The sequence below is a fragment of the Humibacter sp. genome, from assembly GCF_035547335.1.
Classification (GTDB): Bacteria; Actinomycetota; Actinomycetes; order Actinomycetales; family Microbacteriaceae; genus Humibacter.
Map to the genome: position 1 here is coordinate 1 of NZ_DASZVF010000018.1, position 13,577 is coordinate 13,577.

Annotated in this window: 11 protein-coding genes; 7 read left to right on the forward strand and 4 right to left on the reverse strand. The window is 70.4% G+C overall.

Features of this window, described 5'->3' with window-relative positions:
• Both VHB92_RS04985 and VHB92_RS04990 read right to left on the reverse strand, forming a co-directional pair.
• The coding region (locus VHB92_RS04985) for a DNA-formamidopyrimidine glycosylase family protein (RefSeq protein WP_325452014.1) at positions 1 to 588 on the reverse strand (588 nt) is incomplete at its 3' end.
• 216 nt (positions 589 to 804) lie between these two features.
• Complete coding sequence (locus tag VHB92_RS04990) at positions 805 to 5,673, reverse strand: Lhr family ATP-dependent helicase (RefSeq protein ID WP_325452016.1); 4,869 nt, start codon at positions 5,671 to 5,673, stop codon at positions 805 to 807.
• Positions 5,674 to 5,744: 71 nt separating this feature from the next.
• Here VHB92_RS04990 and VHB92_RS04995 point away from each other — a divergent pair, with 71 nt between their 5' ends.
• Positions 5,745 to 6,449, forward strand: a complete 705-nt coding sequence (locus VHB92_RS04995) for an alpha/beta hydrolase (RefSeq protein WP_325452017.1) — start codon at positions 5,745 to 5,747, stop codon at positions 6,447 to 6,449.
• Positions 6,450 to 6,477: 28 nt separating this feature from the next.
• Here the strand turns inward: VHB92_RS04995 and VHB92_RS05000 are convergent, their stop codons facing one another.
• Positions 6,478 to 7,227, reverse strand: a complete 750-nt coding sequence (locus VHB92_RS05000; RefSeq protein ID WP_325452019.1) for a helix-turn-helix transcriptional regulator — start codon at positions 7,225 to 7,227, stop codon at positions 6,478 to 6,480.
• Positions 7,228 to 7,294: 67 nt separating this feature from the next.
• Between VHB92_RS05000 and VHB92_RS05005 the strand changes: the two genes are divergently transcribed.
• From VHB92_RS05005 to VHB92_RS05020, 4 genes are all read left to right on the forward strand, one after another.
• Positions 7,295 to 8,707, forward strand: a complete 1,413-nt coding sequence (locus tag VHB92_RS05005) for an MFS transporter (RefSeq protein ID WP_325452021.1) — start codon at positions 7,295 to 7,297, stop codon at positions 8,705 to 8,707.
• Between the two features lie 53 nt (positions 8,708 to 8,760).
• A complete protein-coding gene (locus VHB92_RS05010; protein WP_325452023.1) occupies positions 8,761 to 9,276 on the forward strand; it encodes a cupin domain-containing protein in 516 nt (171 codons plus the stop codon).
• A 97-nt stretch (positions 9,277 to 9,373) separates the two neighbouring features.
• Entirely contained in the window at positions 9,374 to 9,805 is a 432-nt protein-coding gene (locus tag VHB92_RS05015; protein WP_325452025.1) for a nitroreductase family deazaflavin-dependent oxidoreductase, read from the forward strand.
• Positions 9,806 to 9,848: 43 nt separating this feature from the next.
• Entirely contained in the window at positions 9,849 to 10,442 is a 594-nt protein-coding gene (locus VHB92_RS05020; protein ID WP_325452027.1) for an NUDIX hydrolase family protein, read from the forward strand.
• 1 nt (position 10,443) lies between these two features.
• On the opposite strand, the gene VHB92_RS05025 is transcribed toward VHB92_RS05020, so the two are convergent.
• The gene (locus VHB92_RS05025; protein ID WP_325452029.1) at positions 10,444 to 10,947 is read right to left on the reverse strand and encodes a GNAT family N-acetyltransferase; all 504 of its coding nucleotides are present in this window, start codon (positions 10,945 to 10,947) and stop codon (positions 10,444 to 10,446) included.
• A 251-nt stretch (positions 10,948 to 11,198) separates the two neighbouring features.
• Between VHB92_RS05025 and VHB92_RS05030 the strand changes: the two genes are divergently transcribed.
• Positions 11,199 to 11,681, forward strand: a complete 483-nt coding sequence (locus VHB92_RS05030) for an FBP domain-containing protein (protein WP_325452031.1) — start codon at positions 11,199 to 11,201, stop codon at positions 11,679 to 11,681.
• Positions 11,682 to 11,843: 162 nt separating this feature from the next.
• A complete protein-coding gene (pgi, locus tag VHB92_RS05035) occupies positions 11,844 to 13,529 on the forward strand; it encodes a glucose-6-phosphate isomerase (RefSeq protein ID WP_325452033.1) in 1,686 nt (561 codons plus the stop codon).
• Positions 13,530 to 13,577: the final 48 nt, after the last annotated feature.

Here is a 13,577-nt window from a genome sequence, read left to right on the forward strand (position 1 = left end):
CATCCGGTGGGCCAGCGCGACGGTCTTCGGAACGTCGGCGTCGCGCACCGGCCGGGTGGGGAGCATCCCGCGCACGAAGCACAGCTCGTTCACGTACTCGTTGCCGAGACCCGCGAGGTTGCGCTGGTCGAGCAGCGCGACGGCGATCGGCACGTCCGGATGCCGCGACACCCTGCGCACCGCCTCCCGTTCGTCCCAGTCGGGGCCGAGCAGATCGGGACCGAGATACCCGACGGCATCCGCCTCGCGCGCGGTCGGCAGCACCTCGAGGAGCCCGAGCTCGAAGCCCACGGCCTGCGCTGTCTCCGTGGCGAGCACGGCACGGGCCTGGAACGCCGGCCGGCGCCACGGCTCGCCCGGCGAGTACAGGCGCCACGTTCCCTCCATCTTGAGATGACTGTGGATGGTCTGCGTCCCGACCCTCATCAGAAGGTGCTTTCCCCTGCTCACCACGCTGTGCACCAGCTGCCCCGTGAGGTCGACCGTGGCGAAGGCAGGTACGCGCAGCTCGCAGCGGGTCAGCACACTCCCGGCGAGTGCCCGGTCGAGCATGAGCCCCTGCCGGTAGACGGTGTCGCCCTCAGGCATCCGCCGCCCCCGCCGCCGGCGCCGCCCCGGGCGCCGCCATCTCGCGAAAACAGGCGGAAAACCGCTCGACTCGCGAGAACAGGCAGGATTGGCCTGTTCTCGAGAGGTCTGCCTGTACTAGGAACGGGTGGGGCCGCATGCGTGGCCCGGCGGACTCCACGGCCACCGCTCGGGCCGAGCGCGCAGGATTGTTCACGAGCTGACCCTCCGTCCCGCTCACGAGCGGAGCCTCAGGCCGCGCGGCGTCGCTCCGAATCCGGCGGCGATGAGCGCCTCGCCGAACGGCGTGCCGAGCACGAACTCGCCGCCGACGGTCTCGATCGTCGTGAGGGTCGAGATGCGGCCGCGGCGGATGGCGTCGGCCAGCGCCCTCGCGGCAGGCAGCACGACCTCCTCGTCGCGGTCGAACAGCAGCGTGGTCTTTCCGCCGCGTTCGACGTAGAGCACGAGTGCGCCATCCACCAGCACGACGATGCCTCCGGCCTTGCGGCCCGGTCGGTGCCCTGTGGGGGTCACGCCGGCGGATGCCTGCGGCCACGGCAGCGCGGCGCCGTACGGATTCGCCGGGTCGGTCGCCGCCAGTGCAACGGCCTTGCGCGGCGGGTCGAGCGTCGAGTCGAGCGTGAACGTGCGGAGGCGGTCCACCGTGGCGCTCGTCGCGAACTGCGCGGCGCCCAGCGTCTCGACGAAGTATCCGCGGCGGGCGCGGCCGGACTCCTCGAATCCGCTGAGCACCCGGTAGGCAAGGGCGAAGCCGCCCGGCTGGTTCTCGGCCATCACGCTGCCCCGCGTGACGACGCCGTACCTGTCGAGCAGCGTCTCGGCGACGGCCTTTGCGCGCAGCGTGGCATCCGTCTCGGCCAAGGGCAGGATGGACCAGCGCCCGGCCGTCGTCGGCGGTCCCGATCGAACCGGAGCGGGACGGAAGGATGCCGCCGGTCGGCCGTACGCGCGCGGCAGGTGCGTCCGTCCACGGGGTGTGGCGCGTTGCGGCTTGTGCGCGCCCCGCCCGCCGGTGAGCGCGCGAAGCGGGGCGAACGTGTCGTTCGTGATGAGTCCGGCCCAGACCAGATCCCACAGTGCCGTCGTCAGAGCGCCGTCGTCGAGCGAGCCGACGGCATCCGACAGCTGACGGAAGAAGAAGGCACCGCCGGCACCGAGCGCCGAGAGCACCTCGCGCTGCAGCTCATCCGTAGCGTGCTCCGGCGGAGGCGACATGGTCAGCGGCGCGGTGTCGGCGAGGTGCAGGCTCACCCAGCCGTCATTGCCCGGCAGCGATCCCGAGCCGCTCCACAGCACCTCGCCGCTGGCCGTCAGCTCGTCGAGCATGGCCGGCTGATAGTCGGAGACGCGCGACGGCAGGATCAGGCTCTCCCACGCCGAGGCCGGCACCCGGGTTCCCGCGAGCTGCTCGATGACGGATGCCACGCCATCCACGCCGCGCAGCCCGCCGCCCACATGCTGCCAGTCGGGCAGGAACCGGGCGAACGCCTTCGGGTCGACCGGTTCCACCTCGTGCCGAAGAGCCGCGAGCGAAAGCCGCCGGATGCGCCGGAGCACCTCGGCATCGCACCATTCCGTGCCGCTCGCGTTCGGCCGGAACTCGCCCTCGGTGATGCGCCGGTCTTGCGAGAGCCGGCGAAGCGCGTCATGCGCGACCGCCGATCCGAGGCCGAAGCGCGATGCCACGTCGGCGACGGTGAACGGGCCGTGGGTGCGCGCATGACGGCCGACGAGGTCGCCGAGGGGGTCGGCGACGGGTTCGATGAACGCCATGGGAACGCCGATCGGCAGAGGCACGCCCAGCGCGTCGCGCAGTCGTGCCGCGTCTTCGATGGCCGCATAGCGCTCGTCCCCTGCGATGCTCACACGCAGCGCTCTCGTCGCGGCCACGAGCTCCTCCAGCGCGGCCCGCGCTGCAGCCGGCTCGGCAGGGGCCTCAGACGGCTCGCCGCCGCGCTCAGGGGACCAGCGCTCGCACACCTCGTCGACCGTGAGCGGGCCGAGCAGTCGGAGCAGGTCCGCGACCCCCTCGAGGCCGAACATCCTGCGCTCAGGCGTCAGCCGCTGCACCTCGCGCTCGACCCGTTCGATCACGGCGGGATCCAGCAGCTCGCGCAGCTCGGCGCGGCCCAGGAGCTCGGAGAGCAGTGAGGCGTCCACCGAGAGCGCGGCCGCGCGGCGCTCGGCAAGAGGGGAGTCGCCCTCGTACATGAAGGCCGCGACGTATCCGAACAGGAGCGATCTCGCGAACGGTGACGCCTCCTCGGTTCCCACCTCGACGATGCGGATGTCGCGCGCGGCGATCCGCGTGGCGATGCGGCGCAGGGCCGGCAGGTCGTAGACATCCTGGAGGCACTCCCGCATCGTCTCGAGGATGATCGGGAACTGCGGATGCTTGCGCGCGACATCCAGAAGCTGCGCCGCCTTCTGCCGCTGTTGCCACAGCGGGGACCGCTTGCCGGGGTTGTACTTCGGCAGCAGAAGCGCCCGGGCGGCGCACTCTCTGAAGCGCGACGCGAACAGGGCGGATCCGCCCACCTCGTCGGTGACGAGCTGCTCGAGCTCGTCGGCCTCGAAGACGAAGAGATCGGCGCCGGGAGGCTCCGATTCCGCGTCGGGGATGCGCACGATGATGCCGTCGTCGCTGGCGATGCACGATCCCTCGAGACCGAGTCGTTCCCGCACTCTCGCCGTGACCGCCAGGGCCCACGGCGCATGCACTTGCATGCCGTAAGGGGAATGCAACACGATTCGCCAGTCTCCGAGCTCATCCCTGAACCGCTCGGCGACGAGCGTCGCGTCGGTCGGCAGATGCCCCGTCGCCTTCTTCTGCTCCTGCAGGTAGGCGAGCAGGTTGCCCGTGGCGAGCTCGTCGAGGCCGGCGGCAGCGGCGCGCGCGCGGGCATCCTTCTCGGATGCCGACGACACCTCGCGCACGAACCCTCCGACCGCTTCGCCCAGTTCTGCCGGCCGGCCGATCCCGTCTCCTTTCCAGAACGGCAGCCGACCGGGCTCGCCGAATGCCGGACTCACGAGCACGCGATCGTGCGTGATCTCCTGGATGCGCCAACTCGTGGCGCCGAGCGCGAACACGTCGCCCACCCGGGACTCGTAGACCATCTCCTCGTCGAGCTCGCCGACCCGTCTGCCGCCCTTGGCCGGGTCGGTCTCGTCGCTCGTGCCGACCATGTACACGCCGAACAGCCCGCGGTCGGGGATGGTGCCGCCGCTCGTCACGGCCAGGCGTTGCGCACCGGGACGGGCGGTGAGCGTGCCGCGGTCCCTGTCCCAGACGACGCGAGGGCGCAGCTCAGCGAACTCGTCGCTCGGGTAGCGTCCGGCTATCAGGTCGAGAGTCGCGTCGAACGCGCTGCGGGGCAGGGTGGCGAAGGGTGCGCTGCGGCGCACGGTGTCGTACCAGCCGTCGACATCCACGGCATCCAGCGCCGTCGCGGCTATCGTCTGCTGGGCGAGGATGTCGAGCGGATTCGCCGGCACCCGCAGCTCCTCGATGAGGCCGGCGACCATGCGTTCGCTGGCGACGGCCGAGTTGATGAGGTCGGAGCGGTGCTTGGGGAACAGCACGCCCTTCGAGACCTCGCCGACCTGATGTCCGGCTCGCCCGACCCGCTGCAGACCGCTGGCGACGGACGGCGGCGCCTCCACCTGAACCACGAGGTCGACCTCGCCCATGTCGATTCCGAGCTCGAGGCTGCTCGTGGCGACGACGCAGCGCAGCCGGCCCGTCTTGAGATCGTCCTCGATGACGGCGCGTTGTTCCTTGCTCACCGAGCCGTGGTGCGCGCGAGCCAGGATGCCGGTCTCGGCGTCGGTCGTCGTTCCGCTGGTCCACTCCCTGGGCTGGCGGCGCTCCTCGACGATGGTGCCCGCCGATCCGGCACGGGCGGCGGATGCGGTCACCGCTCTGAGGGCTGCGGCACCGCGGCTTCCCTTCGTCTGTCCCGATCCGCCGATGAGCTCTGCTGGCGCCCGCCGCGGGCGCACTCTGCTGGCGGCTTCGTCGAGCGCCCGCCCGACGGCCACCGGTTCCGTCGACCGCCGGCTTTCGCGATCGTCGGCCAGCCGTTCCTCGTAGATCTCGTTCATGCGCGCGGTGAGGCGCTCGGCGAGACGGCGGGAGTTGGCGAACACGATGGAGGAGCGGTGCTCGAGCACTCGGTCGACGATGGCCTGCTCGACGTGCGGCCAGATCGACCCGCCCTGCGGCTCCTTGTCGTCTTCGTGGGCAGCGGGGCTCGGGTCGCTCATGTCCTCGACCGGCACGACGACCTTGAGGTCGAACCGCTTCCGCGACGGCGGGGCGACGATCGTCACCGGGTTGCGCCCGCCGAGGAACCGCGCGACCTCCTCGGGCGGGCGCACCGTGGCGGAGAGCCCGATGCGCTGTGCGGGATGCGGCAGCATCGCATCCAGTCGCTCGAGCGACAGCGCGAGGTGCGCGCCGCGCTTGGTCGCCGCCACGGCATGCACCTCGTCGACGATGACGGTCTGCACGCCGGCCAGGGTGTCGCGCGCCTGCGATGTGAGCATCAGGAACAGCGACTCGGGCGTGGTGATCAGGATGTCCGGCGGTTTCGACAGCAGCGCTCGCCGCTCGCTCGCCGGCGTGTCGCCGCTGCGCACTCCGACGGTGACGTGCGGCGGTTCCGCGCCGAGTCGCTTCGCGGTCTGCGTGATGCCGACGAGCGGCGACCTCAGGTTGCGTTCGACGTCGACGCCGAGCGCCTTCAGCGGCGAGATGTAGAGCACCCGGGTGCCACGTTTCGTGCCGGGCTTCTCGTCGACCTGGGGACCGTCCGCCGAGGTAGCGGGCGGCGCTGGCGTTGCGGCAGGGGCCGGCAATGGCCTCTGCTCCGAGCTCCAGTGCGCATGCATGAGCCGGTCGATCGCCCAGAGGAACGACGCGAGGGTCTTGCCGGAACCGGTCGGCGCGATGACGAGGGTGTGGTCCCCTCGGGAGATGGCATCCCACGCACCGAGCTGAGCCGCGGTCGGCGCGTCGAACGCCCCCTCGAACCACGCGCGCGTGGCGGGGGAGAACCGTTCGAGAACGTCGCCCATCACTGAATCTCAACACAGACGACCGACGCTCGCCTGGAGCGAACGTCGGAGGCATCCAGTAGCGTCGCGCCATGCACACGTTCCTCATCCCCGGACTCTGGCTCGACGCCTCCTCGTGGGATGCCATCACGCCGGCCGTCGAGGCGGCAGGCCACCACGCGCATCCGGTCACTCCACCCGGCCTTGAAGCCGACGACGCAGACCGCAGCGGGATCACGCTGGACACTCACATCGACAACATCGTCCGCCTCATCGACGAGGTTCCCGGCGACGAGAAGGTCGCGCTGGTCGCGCACAGCGGAGGGGCACTCGTCGCGTTCGGTGCCATCGACCGCCGGCCCGACCGGGTCGACCGTGTCGTGTACGTCGACAGCTGGCCGGGCGGCGAGGGGTCGATCGTGAACGACGAGGTGCCGCACGACGACGCCGACATGCCGTTCCCCGGCTGGGACGCATTCGACGAGGGCGACGTGCGCGACATCACGCCCGAGTTGGGGAAGGAGATCGCCGCACACACGCATCCGTCGCCCTCGCACGCCGCGATCGACCCGCTGCATCTGAGCGACGAGCGCCGCCTGGAGGTGCCGGCGACCATCATCATCTCGACCATGCCGGCCGAGCAGCTGGACGATCTCGTCGAGCAGGGCGTCGGCTGGCTCGGCGACACGCCTCGTCTGTCGTCACTGCACATCGCGGGTCTTCCCACCGGCCACTGGCCACAGTTCACGAAACCGCAGGAGCTGAGCGAGCTGATCGTGGACGCCTTGACCGAGTGAGGCCAGCCGTTATCCCGGGCCGCAGGTGTCACGCCGACCGCGTCGCGCGTGCGGTGCCCGGAAATTCGGCAAGCGCGTCGCGCCCGTGATCGGTGACCCGGATGCTCCGCGGCACCCGTCCGCGCCCGATCCACCCGGCTTCGAAGAACCTGGTAGCCAGCGCGGTGCCCAATGGGCCGGAGAGGTGGTGCGCCTGCTCCGTCCAGTCCACGCAGTACCTCAGCGGAGTGCTGGTGCCCAGCACCGCATCCGGGATGCCCCACTCCGCCAGGATCGACGCGCCGACGTCCGTGAGGCGATAACGGTCGCTGCGCCCAGGCGAGGAGAGCCGGTCGGTCGGGTCGTCGGCGTGATGCCGGCCGTCACCGCCCGCGACGCATCCGTTGTCGATGAGGCGGCGGAACAGGTCGACGCCGAACCCTCCGGCGAGGTGGTGGTAGCAGGTGCGCGCCGTGCGCAATGCCTCGCTGCGGGTGTGCTCGCGCAGTGAGGTGATGGGTGTCTTCGGTGCGATGCGCGCGAGCGCTTCGAGCACGCCCTCGACGTCGGGGTTCGCGAGGCGGTAGTAGCGGTGCCGGCCCTGCGGAACCACGACGACGAGCCCGAGGTCGAGCAGCAGCGCCAGGTGCGCGCTCACCGTGGATGTCGCGACTCCCGCCTCCTCGGCCAGTCGTCCGGCCGGCAACGCCCTCCCGTCGGTGAGTGCCATGAGCACCCGCGCCCTGCGGGGGTCGGCGAAGGCGGATGCCGCCCTCGCGAGATCCGGTGTGGCTGACATAGTCGCCAGGCTACGTGGCAATCATTTCGGCGCATCCCGAAACGTTCCTCGACCACGATGGATGAACGTGAGGCGTGAACGAACCAGCTCCTTTCTGACCGCCGGCCGGCCCCTGACCGCCGCGCTGTGCGGCGGCTACTTCCTCGTGCTACTGGACGTCACGGTCGTCAACGTGGCGCTGCCGAGCATCGGCGCCGGGTTCGGCGTGCACTCGCCGGGCCTCGTCTGGGTGGTGGATGCCTACACGGTGCCCCTCGCCGCACTTCTGCTTGCGGCGGGGGCGGTCGGGGACCGGCTCGGCCATCGCAGGATCGTGATCGCCGGGTTCCTCGGTTTCGGTCTGGCGTCGGTGGTGTGCGCGGTCGCCCCGTCGTGGCCGGTGCTCGTCGCGGGACGCGCACTGCAGGGCTTGTGCGCTGCCCTCGTACTGCCCGGCACTCTCGCACTGCTGGTCGACCGAACGAGTGACGGCTCAGCGCGGTCCCGTGTGGTGGGCGTGTGGGCGGCCATCGGCGGCGCTGCGCTGCCCGCGGGACCGCTCGTCGGCGGTCTTCTCGTCGGGACGGCGGGCTGGCGCGCAGTGTTCTGGCTGAATGTACCGGTCGTGGTCGCCGCGCTGGTGCCTGTGATCGACTCCCGTAACGCAGGGAAATCACGAGAGCCCGGGAGCGGACGCGTCGATTGGCTCGGCGCATTCGGGCTGACCGTCATGCTCGCGGCGCTGGTCACCGCGGTCGTACAGCTCGAGGATCCGGTGCTCGCCGACGCCGCAGTCGCACTCGTCGTGGTTGTCGCGTTGGCACTGTGGTGGGTCGAGCGGACGGCGGCGCATCCGTTGCTGCGGGTGCCGAAGACGGCGCGTCGCCCGCTCCTCGCGGCCTGCGGAGTCGCGGGCCTCATGAACTTCAGTGTGCTCGGCGCGCTGTTCGTGCTCACGCAGACCCTGCAAGACGTGCGCCACCTCCCGCCGTTGGCCGCAGGGCTGCTCCTGCTGCCCGGGATGCTGCCCCTTCCTCTGCTCGGCGCACCGGCCGGGCGGCTCGTTGCGCGGGTCGGGTACTGGCGCACCGCGGCCATCGGTCTTGCCGTCGCCGCGTTCGGATTCGCGGGACTTGCTGGAAGCATCCGCATCGTGGGGCCAGCGTGGCTCGTGGCGCTCGCCGTGTCGCTTGTGGTCTGGGGAGCCGGGATCGGCATCCTCACACCCGCCGTCGTCGCCGCGGCACTGGCGGCGCTGCCGGATGCCTCGGGTGCGGCATCCGGGGCCAGCAACACGGCGAGACAGGTTGGCGGCGCGCTCGGAGTGGCCGTCTTCGGAGTGCTCGCAGGCAACGCATCCGCCACAGCATTCGCCCCGCGAGTGAGCTGGATTTTCGCGGGCGCGGCGGTCGTCTTCGCGGCGGTCGCGGCACTATGCGTCGTCGTCTCCGGCGTGCGTCGACGAGTCGGTCACGGCGGAGAGACGAAGCCGGTCGAATAAAAAGGAGCGTAATGCTCTAAACTCATCGAGAGTTCGATGAACGGGAGGATCCGGTGAACGCTCCAGCGGCTGTCGAGCGCAGTGTCACGATCGCGAACGATGCGGAATCGCTGATCGACCTGCTGCGGCTGCGGACGGATGAGGTCGCGAGCAAGCGCATTCTCAAGGCTCCCGGGTTCGGAGTCGTGCGGCTCACGCTCGACAAGGGACAGACCATGTCCGAGCACGAGGCGGCCGTCCCCATTCTCATCCAGGTGCTTTCCGGCGTTGTCGACATCGAGGTCGACGGCGCGCCCGAGCGATTCGAAACCGGCGGCATCATCTACATCGCCGCACACGTGCGGCACGCCCTCCACGCGGTGGAGAGCGCGCACGTGCTTCTGGCTCTCGCCGACGCCGCAACGCGGGCGCCCTCGGACAGGGCAGGCGTCGGCGGGACCGAAGTGGGCAGAGCGGATGCCGCCGCCGAGCCCGAACAGGACCGCGACGGGGCGGACAGAGCGCACGCCCCGTCGCCCGAGCACCGCCCGCTCTGGAACAGAGCAATCGCGGGCGCACGGGCTCACTGAGCGCCGGGTCGGACTGTAGCTCAGCGCTCGGGCCCGAGATCGACGTGCCCGAAGTCGCCGGCTCGGTCGACGAGCGCCGGGAAGGGGATGACGGCACATGGCAGCGATGAGTCGTTCCAAGCGCGGGTTTCTCTCCGTGCTGAACAACAGCCTCAACCGCCTGACGCGCAGGCTCGCTCGCCGTGGGGTCGGGCCGTTCTCGCTGGTACGCAACGTCGGCCGCAAGAGCGGGACGGTGTACGAGACGCCGGTGATCCTGGGCCGCGCCACGGAGGGCTTCGTGGCGGAGCTCACCTACGGCCCCGAGGTGCAGTGGTACCGCAACATCGTCGTCGCTGGCCGGTGCGAGGTCGTCTTCCGCGGCAAGGACTACGTCGTGACCGCGATCGAGCCGTATCCCGTCGAGGCCGGACGCGCAGCATTCGGGTTTCCGGCCGCGGCGCTGCTCAGGATGTTGCGCCGCAAGGAGTTCCGCCTGCTGCGCTCGGATCTACAGCCCATCGACCGAGGTGCGACCAGCCGGTCGTGAGGTGCTGGGCCGACACAGACACGGGCATCCGTAAGATCGAGCCATGGCGGTGCGCACACCAGATCCCGACCCCGATGACGCCGTTCCGGGGGAGAACGGCGACGGCGTGCTCCCGGGCGTGGGCCCCGGCTGGCTGAGCGACATCGAGCTCGAGCAGTTGCGGCACAGGATCCCGATCCTCTACGTCGAGGCGGTCCCGGTGCGCGTCGACGGCCTGGGGCAGGTCACCGAGGTGGGACTGCTGCTGAGGGCGAACGCGGTCGGCGAGATCACGCGTACCCTCGTCTCCGGACGCGTCATGTACGGTGAGACGCTGCGCGACGCGCTGTTCCGGCACCTCGAGAAGGACCTCGGTCCCATGGCGTTCCCGCAGCTGCCTGCCAGTCCCGTGCCGTTCATGGTGGCCGAGTACTTTCCGATCCCCGGGGTGTCGGCCTACAACGACGACCGTCAGCACGCGGTCTCCCTTGCCTACGTCGTGCCCGTCACCGGAACGACGGAGCCGCGGCAGGATGCGCTCGAGCTCACCTGGATGTCGCCCGCCGAGGTATCCACCCCGCAGGTCGCCGCGGAGCTCGAAGGCGGGAGGGGCGCGCTGGTGCGGGCGGCGCTGGCATCCGTCGGCGTGCTGCCGTAGCTCACACCCCGCGAACCATCCGCACCTCGTGCGCTGGCTCGCCGCCGAACACGCCCACCTTGCTGGTGCCGTCGGGCGTGAATCCGTTCCTGCGATAGAACGCCTGGGCTCGCGGGTTGTCGCCGAGCACCCAGAGGAAGGCCGGCGAGTCGCCGAGTGCGGCATCCAGGAGCCGTTGTCCCGCGCCGGTTCCGTAGTGGTCGCGCAGCACGTAGATGCCCTGCAGCTCCAGCGGCACGGGTGCGTCGGGCTCGCGGCTCTGCCCTGCGGATGCCCACCCGACGATCCGCCCGTCCGTCTCGGCCACCCAGACCTCGGTGCCGCGGGCCAGGATTCGCGTCCACCTGTCCGCCCTGCCGCTCACGCTCAGCCCCTCGAGGAGGTAGGGCGAGAACACGTGCGCGTACGACTCGCGCCACGCCCGCACGTGCACGCGGGCGATGCCGCGGGCATCCGCCGTCGTGGCCCGGCGGATGCGCAGGGATGCCGTCTGCTCCTCGCCCATAACGAGGACGATAGCGACGTCACGCGGCTCCGGCCGTGCTGCGGCCACCGACGGTGCGCCGTCTCGCGCCGACTTCACGACGCCGTCCGCCGGCCGATGGGCGCCCGCGGGCGGCGAGCGGGGCGACCTTCTGCGCCGTCCGAGCCGTGCGGACTTCGCCGCCGACCGAACCGGTGCGGCATCGGGTCGAGGCCGTTATCCTGTTGCGGTTGCAGCGCCGACCGACGATCTGAAGCAGGGAGGGGAGCCGCGTGAAGCCGCTCACCGAGCAGGACATCCGTTCGTCGTTCGTGAACGCCACTCCGGAACAGCTGGCCAGACTGCCCATTCCCGGCATCCACGAGACGCTCTGGGACGAGCGTGAGTTTCTCGGCTGGCGCGACCCTCAGGCATCCCACCTCGGCTACATCGTGCACTGGATGAACGACCACCCCACCGGGATCGTGCTGCGCGCCGCCAGCGGCGGTCTGCGGCCTGGGATCGCCGCCATGTGCTCGTTCTGCCACTCGTCGCAGCCGGCCACGCAGGTGCGCATGTTCAGCGCGCCGCGAGCGGGGGAGTCCGGCCGCAACGGGAACACGATCGGCTCCTACATCTGCGACGATCTCGCCTGCTCGCTGCTCATCCGCATCACGCCGCCGCACGCACAATCGCCCGAGCACATCGCCGAGAGGGCGGATGCCTTGCTCAGCAGGGTGCAGAACTTCACGGCCACCGTCATGAAGACCGCCTGAGCGCCGCCCTCACTCGCAAACGCCGGTCTCCACTATCGCCGGTCGCACCACTCTCGGCTCAATCGCGGATATCGCGGCTGACGCGGCCCAGTGGCTCAATCGCCTCGGCCAAGCGAGCAAGCTCGCTCGGCTCTCGGCTCAATCGCCACTACCGTTGGGGGTGTGAATGCACCCGTCGACCCCACCACGACATCCGCCTGGGCAGAGCTCGAGGCGCACCGCGACGCTTTCTCCCCTGACCTGCGCGGCTGGTTCGCCGCCGACCCGGGCCGCGTCGAGCGATTGAGCTTCGAGCTCGCCGACCTGCACGTCGATCTCTCCAAGAATCTGGTGACCGACGACATCCTCGCCTCGCTCGTGCGCCTGGCCGAGCAGGTCGGCGTCGCCGATCGCTTCGCGCAGATGCTCGCCGGCGTGCACATCAACACCACAGAGGATCGCGCCGTGCTGCACACCGCGCTTCGCCGTCCGGCGGATGCCTCGCCCGAGCTGGTCGTCGACGGTCAGCACGTCGACCACGACGTGCACGAGGTGCTCGACCGCATCGCCGCGTTCGCCGCCCGGGTGCGTTCCGGACAGTTCACCGGCGTGACCGGCAAGAAGGTCGCCACGGTCGTCAACATCGGGATCGGCGGCTCCGACCTCGGCCCGGTCATGGTCTACGAGGCGCTGAAGCCGTATGCGGATGCCGGGATCGAGGCCCGCTTCATCTCCAACATCGACCCCACCGACCTGGCGCAGAAGACGGCGGACCTCGACCCCGAGACCACGCTCTTCATCGTCGCGTCCAAGACGTTCACCACGCTCGAGACGCTGACGAACGCGCGACTGGCGCGGGACTGGCTGTGGGAGGGGCTGCAGGCATCCGGGGCCATCGGCGACGACGAGCCGAGCAAGCAGGATGCCGTCGCCCACCACTTCATCGCCGTCTCGACCGCGCTCGACAAGGTCGCCGAGTTCGGCATCGACACCGACAACGCGTTCGGGTTCTGGGACTGGGTGGGCGGCCGGTACTCGGTCGACTCCGCGATCGGCACGTCGCTCGCGATCGTGCTCGGACCGCAGAACTTCACCGACTTCCTGGCCGGATTCCACGCGGTGGACGAGCATGTGGCATCCACCCCGCTCGAGCGGAACGTTCCGGTGCTCATGGGGCTGCTGAACGTGTGGTACTCGAATCTGCTGGGCGCGCAGTCGCACGCCGTGCTGCCGTACGCGCAGCTGCTGCACCGCTTCCCCGCCTACCTGCAGCAGCTCACCATGGAGTCGAACGGCAAGTCGGTGCGGTGGGACGGTTCCCCGGTCACGACGACGACAGGCGAGATCTTCTGGGGAGAGCCCGGCACCAACGGCCAGCACGCGTTCTACCAGCTGATCCACCAGGGCACCAGGCTCATCCCCGCCGACTTCATCGCGTTCGCCGACCCGGCGTATCCGCTCAAGGACGGCGACCGCGACGTGCACGGGCTGTTCCTGGCGAACTTCCTGGCGCAGACCAAGGCGCTCGCGTTCGGCAAGACGGCCGAGGAGGTCGAGGCGGAGGGCACAACGGGAGCGCTCGTCGCCGCCCGCACGTTCCCCGGCAACCGGCCGACGACATCCATCATCGGCCAGGCGCTCACGCCGAAGGTGCTCGGCGAGCTGATCGCGCTGTACGAGCACATCACGTTCACGCAGGGCGTGGTGTGGGGCATCAACTCGTTCGACCAGTGGGGTGTGGAGCTCGGCAAGCAGCTCGCGCTGCAGATCGCGCCGGCGATCGAGGGCGAAGACGCCGCGATCCAGGCGCAGGATGCCTCCACTCGCGCCCTGCTGGACTACTACCACCGGCACCGCTCGGGGCGGTAACACGGCGTCGCCGGGGCCGCATGGCCGTGGCGCCGGCTCTACGGTTGT